Source organism: Streptomyces sp. SJL17-4 (assembly GCF_036826855.1).
Lineage (GTDB): Bacteria > Actinomycetota > Actinomycetes > Streptomycetales > Streptomycetaceae > Streptomyces.
Window position 1 is genome coordinate 3,480,389 of the sequence record NZ_CP104578.1, and the last position, 20,651, is coordinate 3,501,039.

17 protein-coding genes and 1 pseudogene are annotated in these 20,651 nt (G+C 72.8%); 8 read left to right on the forward strand and 10 right to left on the reverse strand.

The window, feature by feature from the left end:
- Nucleotides 1-126: 126 nt before the first annotated feature.
- From N5875_RS15265 to N5875_RS15280, 4 genes are all read right to left on the reverse strand, one after another.
- On the reverse strand, nucleotides 127-1,116 hold the full coding sequence (locus tag N5875_RS15265) for a malate dehydrogenase (RefSeq protein ID WP_318208778.1): 990 nt from the start codon (nucleotides 1,114-1,116) through the stop codon (nucleotides 127-129).
- A 300-nt stretch (nucleotides 1,117-1,416) separates the two neighbouring features.
- The gene (locus N5875_RS15270) at nucleotides 1,417-2,529 is read right to left on the reverse strand and encodes a DUF2690 domain-containing protein (RefSeq protein ID WP_338494342.1); all 1,113 of its coding nucleotides are present in this window, start codon (nucleotides 2,527-2,529) and stop codon (nucleotides 1,417-1,419) included.
- A gap of 255 nt (nucleotides 2,530-2,784) precedes the next feature.
- Nucleotides 2,785-3,402: a DUF3017 domain-containing protein gene (locus tag N5875_RS15275; RefSeq protein WP_338494344.1), complete on the reverse strand. Its 618-nt coding sequence runs from the start codon at nucleotides 3,400-3,402 to the stop codon at nucleotides 2,785-2,787.
- Between the two features lies 1 nt (nucleotide 3,403).
- Nucleotides 3,404-4,264: a bifunctional methylenetetrahydrofolate dehydrogenase/methenyltetrahydrofolate cyclohydrolase gene (locus tag N5875_RS15280; protein WP_318208775.1), complete on the reverse strand. Its 861-nt coding sequence runs from the start codon at nucleotides 4,262-4,264 to the stop codon at nucleotides 3,404-3,406.
- Nucleotides 4,265-4,513: 249 nt separating this feature from the next.
- Between N5875_RS15280 and N5875_RS15285 the strand changes: the two genes are divergently transcribed.
- Complete coding sequence (locus N5875_RS15285; protein ID WP_318208774.1) at nucleotides 4,514-5,113, forward strand: hypothetical protein; 600 nt, start codon at nucleotides 4,514-4,516, stop codon at nucleotides 5,111-5,113.
- A gap of 59 nt (nucleotides 5,114-5,172) precedes the next feature.
- Here N5875_RS15285 and N5875_RS15290 read toward each other — a convergent pair whose 3' ends face one another.
- Nucleotides 5,173-6,627, reverse strand: a complete 1,455-nt coding sequence (locus N5875_RS15290) for a DUF2079 domain-containing protein (protein ID WP_318209222.1) — start codon at nucleotides 6,625-6,627, stop codon at nucleotides 5,173-5,175.
- Between the two features lie 197 nt (nucleotides 6,628-6,824).
- Between N5875_RS15290 and N5875_RS15295 the strand changes: the two genes are divergently transcribed.
- The 5 genes from N5875_RS15295 (at nucleotide 6,825) to N5875_RS15315 (ending at nucleotide 11,652) form a co-directional block, all read left to right on the forward strand.
- Nucleotides 6,825-7,625 (forward strand): FHA domain-containing protein, encoded by an 801-nt coding sequence (locus N5875_RS15295; RefSeq protein WP_338494346.1) that lies wholly within the window; start codon nucleotides 6,825-6,827, stop codon nucleotides 7,623-7,625.
- A complete protein-coding gene (locus N5875_RS15300; protein ID WP_338494348.1) occupies nucleotides 7,622-9,064 on the forward strand; it encodes a protein kinase in 1,443 nt (480 codons plus the stop codon). The genes N5875_RS15295 and N5875_RS15300 overlap by 4 nt, the downstream gene beginning before the upstream one ends.
- Nucleotides 9,065-9,176: 112 nt before the next feature.
- Nucleotides 9,177-10,136 (forward strand): peptidoglycan DD-metalloendopeptidase family protein, encoded by a 960-nt coding sequence (locus tag N5875_RS15305; RefSeq protein WP_338494349.1) that lies wholly within the window; start codon nucleotides 9,177-9,179, stop codon nucleotides 10,134-10,136.
- A 110-nt stretch (nucleotides 10,137-10,246) separates the two neighbouring features.
- Nucleotides 10,247-11,137, forward strand: coding sequence for a hypothetical protein (locus N5875_RS15310; protein ID WP_338494350.1), 891 nt, complete (start codon nucleotides 10,247-10,249; stop codon nucleotides 11,135-11,137).
- A gap of 44 nt (nucleotides 11,138-11,181) precedes the next feature.
- Complete coding sequence (locus tag N5875_RS15315) at nucleotides 11,182-11,652, forward strand: hypothetical protein (protein WP_338494352.1); 471 nt, start codon at nucleotides 11,182-11,184, stop codon at nucleotides 11,650-11,652.
- A 73-nt stretch (nucleotides 11,653-11,725) separates the two neighbouring features.
- Here N5875_RS15315 and purH read toward each other — a convergent pair whose 3' ends face one another.
- Together purH and purN are read right to left on the reverse strand one after the other, a co-directional pair.
- Nucleotides 11,726-13,291, reverse strand: coding sequence for a bifunctional phosphoribosylaminoimidazolecarboxamide formyltransferase/IMP cyclohydrolase (gene purH, locus N5875_RS15320; RefSeq protein WP_338494354.1), 1,566 nt, complete (start codon nucleotides 13,289-13,291; stop codon nucleotides 11,726-11,728).
- Nucleotides 13,266-13,895 (reverse strand): phosphoribosylglycinamide formyltransferase, encoded by a 630-nt coding sequence (gene purN, locus N5875_RS15325; RefSeq protein ID WP_318208767.1) that lies wholly within the window; start codon nucleotides 13,893-13,895, stop codon nucleotides 13,266-13,268. The genes purH and purN overlap by 26 nt, the downstream gene beginning before the upstream one ends.
- 275 nt (nucleotides 13,896-14,170) lie before the next feature.
- Between purN and N5875_RS15330 the strand changes: the two genes are divergently transcribed.
- Nucleotides 14,171-14,953, forward strand: a complete 783-nt coding sequence (locus N5875_RS15330; protein WP_318208766.1) for a hypothetical protein — start codon at nucleotides 14,171-14,173, stop codon at nucleotides 14,951-14,953.
- Nucleotides 14,954-14,997: 44 nt separating this feature from the next.
- Here the strand turns inward: N5875_RS15330 and N5875_RS15335 are convergent, their stop codons facing one another.
- Nucleotides 14,998-16,584, reverse strand: coding sequence for a DUF6350 family protein (locus tag N5875_RS15335; protein ID WP_338494357.1), 1,587 nt, complete (start codon nucleotides 16,582-16,584; stop codon nucleotides 14,998-15,000).
- A gap of 119 nt (nucleotides 16,585-16,703) precedes the next feature.
- On the opposite strand from N5875_RS15335, the gene N5875_RS15340 reads away from it, so the two are divergent.
- Nucleotides 16,704-18,065, forward strand: a complete 1,362-nt coding sequence (locus N5875_RS15340; RefSeq protein WP_338494359.1) for a helix-turn-helix domain-containing protein — start codon at nucleotides 16,704-16,706, stop codon at nucleotides 18,063-18,065.
- A gap of 181 nt (nucleotides 18,066-18,246) precedes the next feature.
- Here the strand turns inward: N5875_RS15340 and sucD are convergent, their stop codons facing one another.
- Entirely contained in the window at nucleotides 18,247-19,128 is an 882-nt protein-coding gene (gene sucD, locus N5875_RS15345; protein ID WP_338494361.1) for a succinate--CoA ligase subunit alpha, read from the reverse strand.
- A 19-nt stretch (nucleotides 19,129-19,147) separates the two neighbouring features.
- Nucleotides 19,148-20,325: pseudogene (gene sucC / locus N5875_RS15350) on the reverse strand (ADP-forming succinate--CoA ligase subunit beta).
- Nucleotides 20,326-20,651 lie beyond the last annotated feature (326 nt).

The window sequence follows — 20,651 nt, forward strand, 5'->3', positions numbered from 1 at the left end:
CCATGGGTGCTCAACCATCAAAGCCTACGGCCGACTTGGGCCCCGTTTCGGAGCATGAAAAACGGCGCCCCCGAGCCGTACGGTCGGTCGTACGGTTCGGGGGCGCCGGGCGCGTGGAGCGGGGACTCAGATGAGGCCGAGCTCGCGGACCGCGTCGCGCTCCTCGGCGAGCTCCGCCACCGAGGCGTCGATGCGGGCGCGCGAGAAGTCGTTGATCTCCAGGCCCTGGACGATCTCGTACGTGCCGTTCGTGCAGGTGACGGGGAAGGAGGAGATGAGACCCTCCGGGACGCCGTACGAGCCGTCCGACGGGATGCCCATGGAGGTCCAGTCGCCCGCGGCGGTGCCGTTGACCCAGGTGTGGACGTGGTCGATGGCGGCGTTCGCGGCCGAGGCGGCGGAGGACGCGCCACGGGCCTCGATGATCGCGGCGCCGCGCTTGGCGACGGTCGGGATGAAGGTGTCGGCCAGCCACGCCTCGTCGGCGACGACCTCGGCGGCGTTCTTGCCGGCGATCTCCGCGTGGAAGATGTCCGGGTACTGGGTCGCCGAGTGGTTGCCCCAGATGGTGAGGCGCTTGATCTCCTCGACGGACGCGCCGGTCTTGGCCGCGAGCTGCGAGAGCGCGCGGTTGTGGTCCAGGCGGGTCATGGCGGTGAAGCGCTCGGCCGGCACGTCCGGGGCGGCGGCCTGGGCGATCAGGGCGTTGGTGTTGGCCGGGTTGCCGACGACGAGGACCTTGATGTCGTCCGCGGCGTGGTCGTTGATGGCCTTGCCCTGCGGCTTGAAGATGCCGCCGTTGGCGGCGAGCAGGTCGCCGCGCTCCATGCCCTTGGTACGCGGGCGGGCGCCGACGAGCAGCGCGACGTTGGCACCCTCGAAGCCCTTGTTCGGGTCGTCGAAGATGTCGATGCCCTTGAGCAGCGGGAAGGCGCAGTCGTCGAGCTCCATGGCGGTGCCCTCGGCGGCCTTCACGCCCTGCGGGATCTCGAGGAGGCGCAGCTTGACCGGCACGTCCGCGCCGAGCAGGTGGCCGGAGGCGATGCGGAAGAGCAGCGCGTAGCCGATCTGGCCGGCCGCGCCGGTCACGGTGACATTCACGGGAGTGCGGGTCATGGCGATCTCCGTAAGACAGCTGGCGGTGGGGGTCCCTGCCCCTGGTGCGGGATAGCTCTCTTGATCGATCGGTGTCTCGACATGAAGAGATATCCAGCGGTCAGGCTATCCGACCCGGGCCCCGGTGAATCCCCACCCCCTTGTGGTCCGGCTCACTGCCGCCCGTCCACGTGGGCGCGGTCACCCGCCTGCGTTGGCGCGGTCACCCGTCCGCGGTCACCCGCCCGCGCGGGCGCGGTCACCCGTCCGCGCGGCCGCGGTCACCCGTCCCCGTGGGCGCTTCACGGGCTCGTCGGCGCGTCACGGGCTCGTGGTGCAGCCTTCGCCGCCGTCGGCGAGCTGTCCGCAGGCCCGTGCGGCCGCGCCGGAGCCGACGGCGACCATCGGCGTGTACGCGTCGGTCTCCGTCGCCGCCGTGTCGGTGCCGGCGGCGACGGTCGCGCGCCGCTCGGCGTCCCCGGCGCGGATCGTCACCGTGTCCCGGGGCGCGCCGCCGGTGAGCCGGGCCCAGGCCGCCCCGCAGGTCTCGCTGTAGCGGACCTCGACCTGCGCGGCGCCGACGACGGCGCGGGCGACGGTGGTGGCGAGGGGGCCGCCGCACCCCATGGCCTCCGGGTCCTGACCCGTGCAGTCGGGACCCGCGCACTGAACCCCCGGCGGGAGGCTGGTGGGCTGGGTGGTGGGCGGGGCGGTGGTGGTGGGCGGGGCGGCCGCCTTGTCGCCCTCGCCCGGCCCCTCGGAACCGCCGAGATCGACGAGGAGCAGGGCGGCGGTGACGACGAGCAGCGCGCCGATGGCGCCGGTGGCGGAGAGCAGGACCTTGCGGCGACGGGAGTCGGGGGTTCGCGAGGGAGGCGCGGCGGGGGTGGGGACGGGGGTACGGGGCGGGGGCACGGCGGCGCCGGGGGCGGAGGCCGAGGGGGCGGAGGCGCCAGGGGCTGGGGGGCCGGGGGTTGGAACACCGGGGGCTGGGGCGCCGGGGGCGGAGGCCGAGGGGGCCGCCGGGCGGGGCCGGTCGAGGCGGCGGATCTCCATGGTGCGGTCCTCACCGACGGGACCTTGGCGGTAGCCGCCGTCGCCGTCCTCGGGCTCGCGCTCACCGCCGCGGCCCCCGCCCGCGTTCCCTTCACGGATCGGCGTGGCGGCGCGCGCCCAGGCGCGCTCCGCGCGCTCCCAGTCGGTCGCGAGGCCCGCCGGGTCGCTTCCGGTCACCTCGGCGAGCGCCACGACCGCACCCCGGGGCGCCGGCTGACGGGCGTTCAGATACGTGTCCCAGGCGGACCGTTCGTGCCCGGTGCGCTCGGCGACGGCCGTGACGCCGAGGCCGCTGCGGTCGATGAGGCGGCGGAGCCGTTCCGTGAACGCGCGGACATCCGGATCGAGTTCCTCCGGCAGCGCCTTCCAGCCAGGCATGGCGGTCCCCCTTGTCCCGTGCCTCCCGCGTCTCCCCTGCTCCACCGAAGGATGGCAGGTCCGGGGGCGATGCGCGCCCCGGATGCGCAGCCGAGGTACCGGAATGGTCACTTCCGTGCCACAGGGCCCGGTCGAACCTTGAATCAACCTTGGCACGTACATGACCCTTGATCACAGCGGCGCCCGCCCTCCCACGGGGGAGAGGGCGGGCGCCGCGTCACGTACCGTCCGGGTCGTCCGGGCGTCGGGTGAGCCTCAGGTGACCGTCAGATGGAGGACGTCCTCCAGGAACGGGATCTTCAGCCAGGGCCTCGGCTGCACCATGAGCGCGAGCAGCACGATCAGGCCACCCATGACCCCGTACGTGATCATGTCCGTGAAGCGGGACCGTACGGCGAGCATGCCCACCGAGGGCAGCACCCGGCGCAGCACGGCCCCCACGAGGAGCGCCGCGCCGACCAGCATCGTGCCGATCCGGAAGGACTGCCAGAAGGCATCCGTCCCGACGACGAGCAGACCGATCCCGGCGAGACCGAGCACGGTGAGCAGCGGCCACTGGCGCGCGGGCGCCGGGGCGTCACGGGGAGCCGCCCGGCCGCCGCCCTCGGGCCGCGCGGTGTCGGTGGTGAGGCTGGGCGCGGGCCGCTTCCAGGCCTGTGCGCCCCCGGCCTGGGCTCCCCCGGCCTGAGCACGACCGGCCTGTGCGCCCCCGGCCTGAGCACCACCGGCCTGAGCACCCCCGGCCTGAGCACCACCGGCCTGGGCACCCCCGGCCGAGGCGCGTGAGCCCGAAGGCACCGCGCTCCCGTTCTTCGACGGGCCGTCGGCCGCCCCGTCCGGGGTCCCGGCTGTGCCCGGGGTCCCGGGGGTCACGTCAGAGCGCCGCGGCCGCGCGCTCGGCGGCCTCGACGACGTTGACGAGGAGCTGGGCGCGGGTCATCGGGCCGACACCGCCGGGGTTCGGGGAGATCCAGGCGGCCACCTCGGCGACGCCCGGGTCCACATCGCCGACGATCTTGCCCTCGCCGTTGCGGGAGACGCCGACGTCGAGGACGGCCGCGCCCGGCTTCACGTCCTCGGGCTTGATCAGGTGCGGCACACCGGCCGCCGCGACGATGATGTCGGCGTTGCGCAGGTGCGCCGACAGGTCCCGGGTGCCCGTGTGGCACTGGGTCACGGTCGCGTTCTCGGAACGGCGGGTGAGGATGAGCGGCATCGGGCGGCCGATGGTGACACCACGACCGACGACCACGACCTCCGCGCCGTTGATCTCCACGCCGTGCGCGCGGAGCAGCGTGATGATGCCGTTCGGCGTGCAGGGCAGCGGGGCGGGCTCGTTGAGGACGAGCCGGCCGAGGTTGGTCGGGTGCAGACCGTCGGCGTCCTTGGCCGGGTCCATCAGCTCCAGGATGCGGTTCTCGTCGATGCCCTTGGGGAGCGGGAGCTGCACGATGTAACCCGTGCAGGCCGGGTCCTCGTTGAGCTCCCGTACGACCGCCTCGATCTCCTCCTGGGTGGCGGTGGCGGGCAGCGTGCGCTGGATCGAGGCGAGGCCGACCTGCGCGCAGTCGCGGTGCTTGCCGGCCACGTACTTCTGGCTCGCCGGGTCGTCGCCGACCAGGACGGTACCGAGTCCGGGCGTGATGCCCCGCTCCTTGAGGGCCGCCACACGGACGGTCAGATCGGACTTGATCGCGGCTGCGGTGGCCTTGCCATCGAGAATCTGGGCGCTCATGGAGACATCCTCCCGGATGACCCCCGCCTTGTTCCAATTCGCTCGTGCCGGGCGTCCGGTCACACGGAGCGACGGGTTGCACTTGCACAACTCCGATGCGTATCGACTGGACAAAAAGTCGACGTTGCGACCACGATGATCGGCGAAGTACCGCGGAAAGTGCCGGGGGGAATCCGCTCACATCCCGTGAAGAGTCCTCCGCGCGGGCCGCGTCGTCCCCGCACAGAGAAATTCACGGAGGAAACCGCGATGAGCTTCGGTGACCCGAACAACCCGTACGGCCAGCAGCAGGGCCAGGGCCAGCAGCAGCCCGGTTACGGCTACCCGCAGCAGGCCCCCCAGGGCGTGCCGCCGCAGCAGGGCTACGGCTACCCGGCGGCTCCGCCGGTCTCCCCGTACGGCGGGGGCGGCTACCCGGGCATGGCCATGGAGATGCCCGGTGGTGTGAAGTCCGCGCGCGTGATGCTGTGGATCCTCGGCGCGTTCAACGTGCTCGGCGGCATCGCGGCGATCGGTCTCTCCTTCGCCGTCGACAGCGAGCTCGAGAAGTCGGGCGCCTCGTCCGCCGACGCCGAGGCCTTCGCCGACCTGGGCCAGGGCATCCTGATCGGCGCGGGCATCGTGTCGCTCATCTTCGCCGTGCTCGGCATGGTGCTCGCCGCCAAGTTCAAGTCCGGCGGCAACGGCGTCCGCATCGGCGCCATCGTCTGGGCCGCGTTCGCCGTGGTGTTCAGCCTCTTCTCGCTGCCGCTCGGCATCGTGAGCCTCGCCCTCGGTGTCCTGATCATCGTCTTCGTGGCGAAGTCGGACGGCTCGGCCTGGTTCAACCGCAACAAGCAGCAGTACTGATCCACACATGACGGGGGCCCGGTTCCGTACGGAACCGGGCCCCCGTCGTGTCCCCCGCGTCAGACCCGCTTGAGGACCGCGAAGCCCTCCGAGCGGTGGGTGATCGCGTACCGCGCCTCCGGATGCAGTTGCGAAGCCAGCTGCTCGGGGTCCGAGACCTGCTGCGACCAGCCGCGCAGGTCGAAGGCGAGATAGTCCGGGGTGGCGCCCTTCGAGGTGCCGACCCAGTAGACCCGGTGGTCCGCCGTGAGGTGGGCGAGGAGCGAGACGTCCGCCTCCACGCTCACCCCCTCCGGCACCGCGTCGACCGCCGCCCGCGCCTGCTCGGTCCGGGTGTCCGTCCGGTACGTCTCCGGCTTCGTCAGCTCCCGCAGCGGCAGGTTCGCGGCGAGCACCAGCGCGACCGCCGTCGCCACCGGAACGACGACCTTCCCGTACGAGGCGAGCCACGCGCGCGGGGAGGTGCGCACGGAACGGACGCCGTCCACCAGGGCCAGGAAGACCACCGGCATGAGGATGGCGCTGTAGTGCCAGTGCATGCCCCAGTGGTTGGGGTCCTGCGAGAGGAAGCGCCAGCCGAGCGTCGGCAGCACGAGCAGGATCAGCGGCGAGCGCAGCGCGAGGAAGCCGCTGATCGCGAGCAGGAAGATCACCATCTCCCAGCGCTCGCCCGAGCTGAGGGCGTCGGCGATGACCTGCCCGAAGGAGGTCTCGGTGCCCTGCCCGGTCTTCTCGATCTTCGACCAGTAGTCGTACTCGCCGACCCGGCTCGCCGCCGGGATCAGCACGAGGACGGTCAGCGCGAACGCCGCCGCGCCGAAGCCGGCCAGGGCCGCGCCGAGCTGCTTCTGCCCCTTCAGGAAGAGGACCACGCCGACCATCGAGACGGTCAGACCCATGTCCTCCTTGACGAGGACGAGCGGGGCGGCCCAGGCGGCGGCCGCGGTCCAGCGCCCGAGGAGCAGGGCCCGGCAGGTCAGGGCGAGCATCGGGACGGCGAAGGCGATCTCGTGGAAGTCGGACTTGACGGCTTCCTGGAGGCCCCAGGAGAGGCCGTACGCGAGCGCGAGTCCGATGCCGGCGGCCCGGCTGCCGAGGATCTGCTGGGCGGTGCGGCCGACGACGACGGCGCCGGAGGCGAAGAGGGCGGCCTGGGCGAAGAGCAGCGAGACCGGCGAGGACCAGACCCAGTACAGCGGCGCGAGGAGCGCAGTGACGGGGCTGAAGTGGTCGCCGAGTATATGGAAGCCGGGGCCCTTGATGTCGACGACCGGGGCCCGGAACTCGGCGTACGCCCTGACCGACTGCCCGAAGATCCCGAGGTCCCAGGACGGGGTGCGGAAGTGCGCGTACTGCACCCAGGAGTAGAGGAAGTACAGGCCGCACAGGACGCCCGCGAGGATCAGGTACGGGCGGAGCGGGGCCGGTGCGAGGCCGTCCGGCGACTCGGTGCCGGTGGCGCCCGGAGTGCCGGTGTCGGCCTCCTCGGCGGACCTGTTCTGTACGTCCAACACCACGCCCCCACTACCAGTGGTCGACAAAAGAGCAACCCATTAGACCAGAGTCCACCCGATCGACGGATCTGTCGCCGCAACGGCCTTCCGGGCCTCCTCGGCCTTCCGTGGCCCTCCGGAGACCCCGGGTGACGTTCTGCATTCGTTTATCGGCCCTTCCTAGCCTGACGGCGCAGACCTCGGGGAAAGGAAGCGTCATGTACAGCATCATCGTGGTGCCCGCAGCGACCGCTGCCTCCGGAGACCAGGTCAGGCTGGCGCCCGCCGAACGACTCCACTTCGGCCGCGTCTCCCCCCGCGCGGGCACGGCCGGCGAACGGCGCCACCTGGACATCCCGCACCCCGGGGTGTCGCGGACCGCCGGAGAGGTCGGAGCCACCGGCAACCACTGGACGCTGAGCAACTTCAGCACGGCCTCGACGTACGTCGTGGAGAACCCGGAGGGGGCCGGGGAGCACATCAAGATCGCACCGGGCCGGGTCGACGCGCCCGTGCCGTTCGAGTTCTCCCGGGTCGTGCTGCCCGCCGGAAACGACCTGGTCGACTTCTGTGTGTGGGCGCCCCGCCACGACTACGTGACGCACGCGCACGGCGCCGAGGACGGCGAGCCGACCGCGCTCGCCTTCCCCCTCGACCGCTCCAAGCGGTACTTCCTCGTGCTCGCCGCGCTCTGCGAGCCCCGGCTGCGCGGCGAACCGCACGCGCCGCTGCCGACCGCGGACACGATCGTGGACCGCCTCCGCCCGCTGTGGCCCGCGGCGAACCGGGCCGCCGTGCAGTGGAACATCGACTACCTGGCCGTGAAGCTCCGCCTGAAGCCGGGCCCGGACACCGCGGACGCGGGCCCGCGCCTCAACGGCAAGAAGGAGTCCCTGATCTCCCTGGCGCTCCGCTTCGACCTCGTACGGGAGGAGGACCTGGGGGCGCTGTCGGCCCCGGTGGACCGGGCTGCCCCGACGGCTCCGGCGGCCGCGACGGCCCCGGCCCGGCCGCGGTGACCGGCTTCCCGCTGGCCGTGCCGGCCGGCTACCGGGTCGGCGTCTGGACGGTCGAGCGCCCACTGGGGGCAGGGGCGTTCGCCAGCGTGTACGCGGCACGACGGGACCGCGACAACGCGGGTGGCACCGACCCTGCGGACGGCCCCGGCCCCGCAGACGGCCCCGCCAGCACGGACCGCCCCGACGCCCTCCCCTCCCGGGCCGCGCTCAAGTTCCTGCCCACCGGCACCCGCACCCCTCGCCAACTCCACCACCTGCGCGAACTGGCGGAACGCGAGGTGGAGTTACTGAGACGGCTGCGGTCGCCTCGGCTGATCCGGCTGTACGAGACGCTGACGGTCGACGACCCGGCGCACCCGGAACTCGACGGCGCCACCGTGCTCGTACTGGAGGAGGCTGAGCGCCCCCTCCAGTCGCTGCTCCCGGACACCGGCCCGCCCCCGCCGTCCGGGCCCGCACTGCTCCTCCAGATCTGCGAGGGCCTGCACCAGCTGCACACGGCGGGCTGGGTGCACGGCGACCTCAAGCCCGGCAACGTCCTGCTGATGAAGGACGGCAGCGTCCGGCTCGGCGACTTCAGCACGGCGAGCGAGCTGGAGGGGACGCACGCCTACTCCCCCGGCTTCGCCACACCCGACTACACCCCGCCCGAGCTGCTCTGGTCCGAGGTCGGCGCCCGCGGCACCCGGATCCGCCCCAGCGCCGACGTCTGGGCCTTCGGCGTCCTCGCCCACCTCGTTCTCGCGGGCTCCCTGCCCCTCCCCGGCGGCACGCCGACGGCACGCCGGGACGCGGCCGTGCGGTACGCGCGCGGGGAGGAGGAGTTACGGCTCTCCCCCGATCTCCCGCAGCCCTGGCGGGAGATCGTCACGGACTGCCTGAGCCGTACGCACGAGGAACGGGCCGCCCATCACGCGACGTCGCTGCTGCGCCGGGTCGGGGAGGCCGCGGCGGGACGGGTGCCGCGCCACCGGGCGCCCGGCGTACTGGCCGGCGGACTGCGAGGCGGACTGCCCGGCGGACTGCGCCTGCCGCTGATCGCCGCCTCGCTCGCCGCGCTCACGGCGGCGGGCCTGGGCCTGAACACCCTGCTGAACGGGCCGGACCGGCCGGAGACCGGCACCGCCGCCGGATACGAGCGGTGCACGGCCCGCTCCGTCTGCTTCTTCTCCGGGGCGGACGGCGGCGGCGAGATGTGCGAGTGGGAGCACGACCAGCCCGATTGGTCCGACACGGGCACGGGGTGCGACTGGGCACTGACGAGGACCCCGCGCTCGGTGTTCAACAACGGCGGCGCCGACCCGGCCGGGTACGTCGACGTCGCGTACTTCGCGGACAAGGACTGGAAGGACGACCTGGGCTGCGTACGGAGGGGAGAGCGCCGCGATCTCGCCCTCGACCGGCCGATCGCCTCGCACATCTGGGCGAAGGACTGCTGAGGACCGCTGAGGTCTGCCGAGCCCTGCCGAGGACCCTCGGATGTCCGAGTACGGGCCCGGCACCGAACCCCGGGACCGTGGAGCCACGTGATCGCGAGAAGGGAACACGAACGTGACCGTGAACGTACACGTGTCGTCCACACCACCGCGCGCCGCACTCCTGGCGTTCCTGACGGCCCTTGCCCTCGTCCTCGGACTCGGCGCCACGACGGCCGGAGCCGCCGCGGCCGGAGCCAGGTCCGCAGGCGCCACGTCCTCCGGAACCACCACCGCCGCCGCCCCGCCCGCCGGCAAGCCCGCCTTCCAGCTGCCCTTCGCGTGCGGCACGAAGTGGCAGCTCGACACCTGGGGCCACAACCCGGCGCTCGACATCGTCAAGGAGGGCAACCCGGGCTCCGACGGCCTGCCCGTCTACGCCTCCGCCCCCGGCACCGTCACGGCCGCCTACTGGGACGGCGGCTCCGGCAACACCCTCCAGATCAGCCACGGCAACGGCTGGTTCACCGCCTACTACCACCTCCAGGAGGCCCCGGACGCGTACGTGAAGGTGGGCCGTCAGGTGACCGGCGCGACCCAGATCGGCCGGGTCGGGAAGTCCGGCGCGGCCGGGAACTGGGCGCACCTCCACTACGAGCAGCGCTATCTGGCCTCCGGCACGTACACCGACGAGAGCCACCGCAAGCCGGTCCACTTCGGCGGAGTCGAGTACAGCGGCGCCGGCCGCCAATGGGCAAGCGTCACCAGCGGCAACTGCGCACAGCCGCAGACGGCGCCGTACGAGCCGTGGAACTGCCCCAACGGCTTCGTCTGCTTCTACGCGCAGCCGGGCGGCAAGGGCGCGGTCTGCAAGACCGACGGGAACGTGTCGGCGAGCCCCTGCGGTCTGCGCGGGTCCTACTTCAACAACGGCAACCCGGAGCCCGGCGCGGACCACGCGTACGTCGCCCTCGAGGAGGGCGGCACGCCGCTCTGCCTCCACCACGGCTGGTGGGAGGGCCGCGGCGACTTCGCGTCCGGCGGCCGCACGATCAAGTCCGTGACCTGGGGCGGTGAGTGCCCGGCGGTCAGGTGACCCGTCGGCCCTCGGAGGTACGAGGTACCTCCGAGGGCGCCCCGCCGAGAAGGTGAGACCACGCCGCACGGACCGTGCGGACCGCTCACCACCCGGGAGGGCCCGGCACCATGACGTCCACGTTCGCGCGCTCCGCCTGTGCCGTCGGCCTGGTCGTCGCGGCCACCGCGACCGGCTGCGCAGACCGTTCCGCCCCGGAGGCGCGGCCGGTGACGGTCGAAGTCACCGATACCGACCGCGCGTTGCTCCGCCATACGGAACAAGTGCTCGTCGAGCGCTGCATGACGGATCGGGGCTTCTCGTACTGGGCGGGACCGCGCCCGACTCCAGAGGAGAGCTTCACGGTCGGCTATCTGCTGTCGGACGTCGGCTGGGCGCGGAAACACGGGTACGGCAGCCGGATCAAGGCGAAGGTTCTGGAGGCCCGGAAGGACGACCCGAACCAGCGCTACCAGGACGCCCTTCCGCCCGCCCGTATGGACGCGTACCTCACGGCACTGGGCGGCGGCCCGAAGACCCGGCACCTCTCGGTCCGGGTACCGAGCGGCGGAACCATCAGCCGCTCGCTCGGCGGCTGCGAGGAGTCCGCGCAGGTCCAGCTGTACGGCGACCCCGCGACCTGGTTCCGGGTCAGCAAGATCGCGACGAACCTGACCCCGCTGTACGTGGCGAAGCTGAGCCGCACCCCGGAGTTCACCGGCGCGCAGCGCGCCTGGGCCACGTGCCTGCGGGCCGCCGGTCTCGACTACCCGACTCCCGACGCGCTCAGGGGTGCCCTCCCGGAACTGACCGCGGGCGAACCGGAGGCCGCGGCGTTCGCGACGGAGGTCCGGTTCGCCACAGCGGAGGCGGAGTGCGCGCGGTCGTCGGGGTTCGCCCGCACGGGCAGCGCCCTGGTACGCCGCGCCGTGGACGGCCTGCGGGACGCGTACGGGGCCGAACTCGACGCGTACGCACACCTGGAGCACAGGGCGCTCGACCGCGCCCGTGCCCTCACCTGAACTCCCGCGGCGCAGGGCCGCGGGTTGACGACGAAGGAGACACCATGAAGCGTTCCCTCGCGAGCGCGGCGGCGGTGCTCGGCCTGGCGGCCGGATCGCTGCTGATCAGCACGCCCGCCCAGGCCTCGGAGGCCTGCGACGACTTCTTCAACTACAAGGCGAAGTCGGGCTACATGTACGCCTTCAACCTGCGGAGCTGTACGGATGAGCTCGGCCACGACGACGGCGACGAGTACGACTGGGGCGACTCCGTCGGCGAGATGAAGGGGCGGGCCACCAACAACGCCGAGTCCGTACTGAACAAGGGGAAGGGCAGTACGTACCACATCGTCCGGTTCTACGACTACACGGCCTACAACGTGCCCAACGGCTACGGCTGCCTCTCGCCCAACGAGACCCACGCGGGCAAGTACGCCGACAACCTCTGGGACAACAAGCTGAGCGACGGCGGCCCCGCCGCCAACAGCATCAGCTCGCACAACTGGGTGTCCAGCTGCTCCTGGTGGGTGGACTGACCCCGGAAACGCCGACGGGCGGCCCCCCGGCACCCCGAAAGGGTGTCGGCGGGCCGCCCGTCGCTGCCACCGCTCAGTGGAAGAAGTGGCGCGTCCCCGTGAAGTACATCGTCACGCCCGCCTTCTTCGCGGCCTCGACCACCAGCTCGTCCCGCATCGATCCGCCCGGCTGCACGACCGCCTTCACGCCGGCCTCGGTGAGGATCTCCAGGCCGTCCGGGAAGGGGAAGAAGGCGTCCGACGCGGCGTACGCGCCGCGCGCCCGCTCCTCGCCCGCCCGCTCGACCGCGAGCTTCGCGGAGTCGACGCGGTTGACCTGGCCCATGCCGACGCCGACCGAGGCGCCGTCCTTGGAGAGCAGGATCGCGTTGGACTTGACCGCGCGGCAGGCCTTCCAGGCGAAGGCGAGCTCGGCGAGCTCCTCCGCGGACAGGGCCTCACCCGTCGCCAGGGTCCAGTTCGCCGGGTCGTCGCCCTCGGCCTGGAGGCGGTCGGTGACCTGGAGCAGCGCGCCGCCGTCGATCGGCTTGACCTCGACCGGGTTGCTCGGGGCGCCCTCGGCCCTGAGCACCCGGATGTTCTTCTTCTTGGCGAGGACCTCGACGGCCCCGTCCTCGTACGCCGGGGCGACGATGACCTCGGTGAAGATCTCCGCGACCTGCTCGGCCATGGCGACCGAGACGGGGCGGTTGACGGCGATGACGCCGCCGAACGCGGACAGCGGGTCGCAGGCGTGGGCCTTGCGGTGGGCCTCTGCGACGTCGGCGCCGATCGCGATGCCGCACGGGTTGGCGTGCTTGATGATCGCGACGCAGGGCTCGGTGTGGTCGTACGCGGCCCGGCGCGCGGCGTCGGTGTCCGTGTAGTTGTTGTAGGACATCTCCTTGCCGTGCAGCTGCTCGGCCTCGGCGAGGCCGCCCGTGCCGTCGACGTACAGCGCGGCACCCTGGTGGGGGTTCTCGCCGTAGCGCAGGACGTTGTTCCGCTCGTAGGTGGCGCCCAGGAAGTCGGGGAAGCCCGAGGTGTCGGCCGCCGCGTAGTCGTCGGCGAACCAGGAGGCGACGGCCACGTCGTAGGCCGCGGTGTGCCGGAAGGCCTCGGCCGCGAGCCGCTTGCGGGCGGTCAGGTCGAAGCCGCCGGCCTGGACGGCCGCGAGGACGTCGGCGTACCGCTCGGGGCTGGTGACGATCGCCACGGACGGGTGGTTCTTGGCCGCGGCGCGGACCATGGACGGGCCGCCGATGTCGATCTGCTCGACGCACTCGTCCGGGGTGGCGCCGGACGCGACGGTCTCCTTGAACGGGTACAGGTTCACGACGACCAGGTCGAAGGGCTCCACGCCCAGCTCGGCGAGCTGCTCACGGTGCGACTCCAGGCGCAGGTCGGCGAGGATGCCGGCGTGCACGCGCGGGTGGAGGGTCTTGACCCGGCCGTCCAGGCACTCGGGGAAGCCGGTCAGCTCCTCGACCTTGGTGACCGGCACACCGGCGGCGGCGATCTTCCCGGCCGTGGAGCCGGTGGAGACGAGCTCGACACCGGCCTCGTGCAGACCGCGGGCCAGCTCTTCGAGCCCCGTCTTGTCGTAGACGCTGACCAGCGCGCGGCGGATGGGCTTAACGGTGTCCGTGTTCACCGACATGAACCTTTCGTCCCTCAATGCGATAGCCGTGCCGGGCGAGGCGCCCCACGACGTCGACGAGCAGTGAGCGCTCGACTTCCTTGATGCGCTCGTGCAGAGCGGCTTCATCGTCCTCGTCCCGCACCTCGACCACGCCCTGGGCGATGATCGGGCCGGTGTCGACACCGTCGTCGACGAAGTGGACGGTGCACCCGGTGACCTTCGCGCCGTAGGCGAGGGCGTCACGCACCCCGTGGGCACCGGGAAAACTGGGCAGCAGAGCCGGGTGGGTGTTGACGACCCGGCCGCCGAAGCGGGCGAGGAACTCCTTGCCGACGATCTTCATGAAGCCGGCCGAGACGACGAGATCCGGCTCGTACGCGGCGGTGGCCTCGGTGAGGGCGCGGTCCCACTCCTCGCGGGTGGCGTGGTCCTTGACCCGGCAGACGAAGGTCGGCAGTCCGGCGCGCTCGGCGCGCTCCAGACCGGCGATGGCGTCGCGGTCGGCGCCGACGGCGACGATCTCCGCGCCGTAGCCCTCGGGGTCCGCGGCGATGCCGTCGAGGAGGGCCTGCAGATTGGTACCGGAACCGGAGACCAGGACGACGAGGCGGGCGGCAGCCACTGGGTCACTCTTTCCGTGGTGTTTGTACGGTCGTACGAACGAATCGTGCCGCTCGATACGGGGAACCCTACGAATGGCTCGACCGTCAGCAACGATACCGGCACACCGGACGGCCCCCACGGGACGGGGGCGGAGCAGGGCGGTAGCGTCAAGGTCCGACGCCGGACGCGCACCCGACCAGCACCGGTCGAAGACACGAACGGCGGCACACGAGACAGCAGCGGAGACCACGGGTGCGGCCGTGGTCGCGACGACAGAGGGAAGACGTTCAGCAGATGCCGGAACGCCAGTCCACGGACGACAACAACCCGTTCGCGCCGCCGCCCGAGGGCCGGCCGGATCAGCCGTGGCAGCCACGGCGACCGGACGGCCCCGACAGCCCGGACGACGAATCGTCCGGGGGCTCCGGGTCGTCGGGGCCGTCGGACGGCCGCTGGAGCCCGCGCCAGCCGGGCCGCTCGAACGACGGCTTCGGCCGGGGGCCCGAGCGCCAGGGCGGCGGCCAGGGAGGACCGGAGGGCGGGCCCGGAAAGGGTGGGCCCGGCCAGGGCGGCAGCGGAGGACGCGGGCTCCGCTGGGACCCGACGGACCCGGCACAGCGCCGCGCGCGGTACGCGATCCTCGCCGGCATGTGGGCCTTCTTCTTCGCCATCTTCGAGATCCCGGAACTGGCGCTGCTGCTCGGCGCCCTGGGCGTCTACTGGGCGATCAGCTCGCTGCGCGCCAAGCCGAAGCCGGCGGACGAGCTGTCGCCGACATCACAGTCGGCGGGCGGGCCCGCGTCCCAGCCCTCGGGACAGGCGGCGGGGCAGCCCGTGGGCCGACCTTCGGGGCAGGGCGCCACGGCGGCCCCGCTCCGCTCGATGCGGACGGCCGCGATCAGCGGCCTGGTCGCGGCGAGCGTGGCCCTCATGATCGTCGCGGTGGGCTTCACCATGCAGCTCGTCTACAGCGACTTCTACGAGTGCCGTGACGACGCCCTCACCCACGCCGGCCAGCTCGCCTGCAACGACCTCCTGCCGAAGCCGCTGCGCGCGGGCTTCGGGGTCCGGGAGTAGGACGGCGGACAGCCCCTGCTCCGGCCCGATCCAAAAGGCAGGGCCTAGTCGGCGGGCCGCGCCGGTGGCGGGGGCGCGGCGGGTTCCCAGGCCGCCGGGAGGTAGTCGTACGGCTCGAAGGCGGAGTCGCCGTACGGGTCGTAGGTGTCGTACGGCAGGTCGTCGTCGAGGCCGGGGCCGGGACCGGCCGCCTTCGCCCCGGCCGCCTTCCCCGCGGGGGGCGTCGGGGGCGTTTCCGGTTGCCCCTTGCCGGCTTCCGGCCCGTCCGGGGTGGACGGCGTGGCCGGGGATACGAGGCCGGGCGCGGGTACGGGGCCCGGCGCGGGTACGGGGCCCGGCGCGGGTACGGGGCCGGGCGCGGGCGCCGTGGACGTGGCCGCCGCTGCCTGGGACGCCACCCCCTGCACCGCCGCCGCCTCCACCGGCAGCGGCTTCGGGCGCAGGGCACGCCGGCCCCAGGCGCGTACCCCCAGGGCCACCGGCACCCCGACGCACGCACCCCACAGGACCGTCGCCGCGCCCGTCTGCCACCACACCGGGCCGAACGCCGACAGCCGGGCGCTGCCGAGCGGCCCGCCCGCCGCGGCCGAGACCACGGCGACCACCGCCCCGCAGCCCCAGGCCGTTCCCAGCGCCGTCAGCGCCGTGTCCCGGGCCGTCCAGGCCCGCGCCGAGCGGCCCACCCGGCCGCCCTGGAGCACCACGGCGGCCAGCGGGACCGCCACGGCAGCCCAGTGGATCCAGCCGCCGCGTCCGTCGTCGGGCAGCGCGGCGAGCAGCGGGAAGGGTGGCGCGGCCGGATCGCCGACGAGACCCAGCGGGGTCGCGAGCGCGCCCGTGCCGAGGGCGAAGCCCGGCCCGAGCCCGTACGCGGCTCCCCAGACGGCCATGTTCGGCAGCAGTGCGAGGACCAGCAGCAGCACCGCCACCCGCCCCGACCACTCCCCCGCGAGACCCGCGTACGCGGCCTGCGCCTCGCCCGCGTGCCAGGCGAGCGAGACCGCCGCGACGACCGCGCCGCCGCCGAACAGCGTGACCAGCCCGAGCCCGGCCGCCCGCAGGGCGACGGCGGCCTGCCGCTGTTCGGGCAGCGGGCGCCCGCAGGCCGTCCAGGCGCCCGCCCCGGCCGCGGCCACCACGACGGCGGGCAGCCAGAGCCCGGCGCTGAGCAGGTCGGCGGGCAGCGGGCCGCTCTCGCTGTGGACCACGATCACGGCGGCGACCAGCAGGTATCCGCCGGCCACGGCACCGACCGCGCCGCTCGCGGAGGGCCGCCGCCGGTCGCCGTCGTCGCCGGGCGCGTCGAGGGTGTCGCGGGCGGCCCGGTGGACGAGCCAGACGGGCAGGGCGGCCAGGAGCATCGGCACGACGCCGAGGGGAGCGGGCAGTCCGGACAGGGTGTCCGTACGGACGAGGTCGACGCCGTGGGCGAGCAGCCAGAGCCCGGCGGCCAGGTGCAGGGCGCCGCCGGGGCCGCTGTCGGGGTACGGGGAGCTGATCCAGCCGGCGGTCACGAGGACCGCGAGGGCGCCGATTCCCAGTCCGGCGGCGACCCCGCCCCGGACGCAGGCGGTGGCGAGCGCGGCGGAACGGCCGCCCTGGACCAGGGGGTGCTCGGTCACATGGGTCACGGGGTCATGCTGCCAACGACACGCGCTTTTGCCTCGTAACAGGCAAACCTCCGTTGTGTCGCTCAAGATACGTTTATGTACTTTTCCGCCCACAGCAGCTCTGCGGGAGGTCGACGCCGATGAGCCGGAGCACCGCGGATTCCGCATCCTCCGTCACCCTGCCGACCCCGAAGGAGCGGCGCAGGTTGCGTGAGGCCCTCGCTCTGAGCGAGGAGCAGGTCGCCGAGGCCATGGGCGTCACGAAGGCCACGGTCAGGTCATGGGAGACCGGGCGTTCATCACCCCGGGGCCGCAAGCGCGAGGCGTACGCGAGCCTGCTCGGAACGTACGGGCCGGACGACGCGCCGACCTCACCGGAGTCGTCGAACTCCTCCGAGAGGGCCGCGGAGCCGCAGTCCGGGCCACCGTCACCCGTACGGCCGCAGGCCCCGGCAAGAACGCAGACACAGGCGCAGGCACAAGCGCCCGCTCCCGCTCCCGCGGCGAACGCGGCGAACGTCCGGCCCAAGGCCGCGGCCAAGCGGGCCGCCAAGCCGCCGAAGGCCCCCTCCCCGCCCCCGGTCATCACCGCGGGGCCCGCCCGCAAAGGCACCCCGAAGCCGCAGGAGCGGCTGAAACCGGTCGCGGCCGCCGCCCCGCAGGCCGCGGAGGAGAGGCCCGCCGGGCCCCCCGCCGTACCGGGACTCACCCCCGAGGAGGCGTTCGACGCGCTGTACGCGCACGCGGCGCCCGGTCTCGTCCACCAGACGTATCTGCTGACCGGCCGGCGGCGGCTCTCCCGCGAGGCCGTCGAGTACGCCTTCCACCACGCCTGGGAGCACTGGCCCGAGGTCGCCGTAGACGCGGACCCGGTGGGCTGGGTGCGGGCGACGGCGTACGAGTACGCCCTCTCCCCCTGGCACCGGCTGCGCCGTACCCACAAGTACCCCGACGCCCCGCCCACCGAGGCGAGCCGGCGGGCGCTGCTCACCGCGCTCCTCGACCTGCCGGCGCCGTACCGGCGTACCGTCCTGCTCTACGACGGGCTCGGGCTCGACCTGCCCGAGACGGCCGCCGAGACCGAGGCGAGCACCCCCGCCGCGGCCAACCGGCTGCTGCACGCCCGTACGGTCCTCGCGAAGCGGGTCCCCGAACTCGCCGATCCCGACGCCCTGCACCGGCGGCTCAGCGCGCTGGTCACGGAGGCGCCGACGGCCACCCTCCCGGCGGCCCGTACGGTCCGGACCGGCAGCGAGCGCCGGACACGGACGTGGACCCGCGCGGTGCTGGGGGTGACGGCGGTCCTCATCGGCATCACGGGCTTCACGGCGGCGACCGCGCCGACCCACTACATCCCGGCGAACGCCCCCGGGGAGACCGTCAACGGCGTCCCGGTCCGCGGCGGCCCGCAGAAGCTCCGCCCGGAGGACCTGCAACTCCGCGACCAGCTGCGCTCCGAACCGAACCCGGGCCCGGAGCGACTGATCCCGGCCGCCGAGTGACCACCGGGGCGTGCCCCGGCGGTGCCCCGCCGAGTGACCACCGCCGGGGCAGCGCCGCCGGCTGACCACCGCCGGGGCACCGGCCCCGCACAACGAGAGGGCCCCGCCCTCGCCCGGGTGACCGGGCGGGGGCGGGGCCCTCTCGTACGGCGGCCGCGGAACCCCGCGGCTACCGGCTGCTTCAGCCCGCGAGGATGGCGCGCGCCAGCTTGGCCGTCTCGGTCGGCGTCTTGCCGACCTTGACGCCGGCGGCCTCGAGGGCCTCCTTCGCCTGGGCGGTGCCGGAGGAGCCGGAGACGATGGCGCCGGCGTGGCCCATGGTCTTGCCCTCGGGCGCGGTGAAGCCGGCGACGTAGCCGACGACCGGCTTGGTGACGTTGGCCTTGATGAAGTCGGCCGCACGCTCCTCGGCGTCGCCGCCGATCTCACCGATCATGACGATCAGGTCGGTGTCGGGGTCCGCCTCGAACGCCGCGAGGGCGTCGATGTGCGTGGTGCCGATGACCGGGTCGCCACCGATGCCGACGGCGGACGAGAAGCCGATGTCACGGAGCTCGTACATCATCTGGTACGTCAGCGTGCCGGACTTCGAGACCAGGCCGATGCGGCCCGGCTTCGTGATGTCGCCCGGGATGATGCCGGCGTTGGACTGGCCCGGGGTGATGAGACCGGGGCAGTTCGGGCCGATGATGCGGGTCTTGTTGCCCTTCGCCTGCGCGTACGCCCAGAAGGCGGCGGAGTCGTGGACGGCGATGCCCTCGGTGATGACGACGGCCAGCGGGATCTCGGCGTCGATCGCCTCGATCACGGCGGCCTTCGCGAACGCCGGCGGGACGAAGAGGACCGAGACGTTGGCGCCGGTCTCCTTCATCGCCTCGGCGACGGAGCCGAAGACCGGGACCTCGGTGCCGTCGAAGTCGACGGTCGTGCCGGCCTTGCGCGGGTTCACGCCACCGACGATGTTGGTGCCGTCACCCAGCATGAGCTTGGTGTGCTTCATGCCCGTGGCACCGGTCATGCCCTGGACGATGACCTTGCTGTCCTTGGTCAGGAAGATAGCCATGGTGTTCTGACCTCGTCCCTTACTTCGCAGCCGCGAGCTCGGCGGCCTTGTCGGCCGCGCCGTCCATGGTGTCCACACGCTGCACGAGCGGGTGGTTCGCGTCCGACAGGATCTTGCGACCCAGCTCCGCGTTGTTGCCGTCGAGGCGCACGACCAGCGGCTTGGTGACCTCTTCGCCCTTGGAGGCGAGGAGCTCCAGGGCCTGGACGATGCCGTTGGCGACCTCGTCACAGGCGGTGATGCCACCGAAGACGTTGACGAACACGGACTTGACGTCCGGGTCGCCCAGGATGATCTCCAGGCCGTTCGCCATGACCTCGGCGGAGGCGCCGCCACCGATGTCGAGGAAGTTGGCCGGCTTCACGCCGCCGTGGTTCTCACCGGCGTACGCGACGACGTCCAGGGTCGACATGACCAGACCGGCACCGTTACCGATGATGCCGACCTCGCCCTCGAGCTTGACGTAGTTGAGGTTCTTGGCCTTGGCGGCAGCCTCGAGCGGGTTGGCTGCGGCCTTGTCCTCGAGCGCCTCGTGCTCGGGCTGACGGAAGTCGGCGTTCTCGTCGAGAGACACCTTGCCGTCCAGCGCCAGGATGCGACCGTCCTTGGTCTTCACGAGCGGGTTGACCTCGACGAGGAGCGCGTCCTCGGCGACGAAGGTGTCCCACAGGGTCACCATCGCCTCGGCGACGCCCTCGGCCACATCGGCCGGGAACTTCGCCAGGGCCACGATCTCGCGGGCCTTCTCGATGTTCACGCCTTCGACGGCGTTGACCGGGACCTTCGCGAGGGCCTCGGGGTCTTCTCCGCGACCTCCTCGATGTCCATGCCGCCCTGCACCGACGCCATGGCGAGGAAGGTGCGGTTGGTGCGGTCGAGGAGGTACGAGACGTAGTACTCCGCCTCGATCTCCGGGGACAGCTCGGCGATCATCACCTTGTGGACCGTGTGGCCCTTGATGTCCATGCCGAGGATGTCGGTCGCGCGAGCGACCGCCTCGTCGGCGTCGCCCGCCAGCTTGACGCCGCCGGCCTTGCCTCGGCCACCGACCTTCACCTGCGCCTTGACGACGGACTTGCCGCCAAGACGCTCGGTGGCCTCGCGCGCCGCCTCAGGCGTGTCGATCACTTCACCGGCCAGCACCGGTACACCGTGCTTGGCGAAGAGGTCCCTCGCCTGGTACTCGAACAGGTCCACGCGCGTCCGTCCCTTTTCTGATGATCGCGGTTCGTTGTCTGCGTGGGCGTGCCGCGAAGGGCAACGTGACTGCACTGTCACAAGGGAGGCGTACACGGTGTCCGTGGACGCGGCATGTCCGTCTCGCAGGTTATCGCCGAGGGCCGTAGGTCCCTAAATCGCAGATCACAACAGAGCGGTGATACGGGTCACAGGATGTAGGGGCCACGGGGTCGTCCGTACGGGTTGCGAGGTGGCGACGTGCGGCGTTCGCGGCAGGCGGGGCTTGGCCTCCCGGCCCCTCACGACGCGCCGGGGATGCGGGTGAGGGCCGTTCGGAGGCGTGT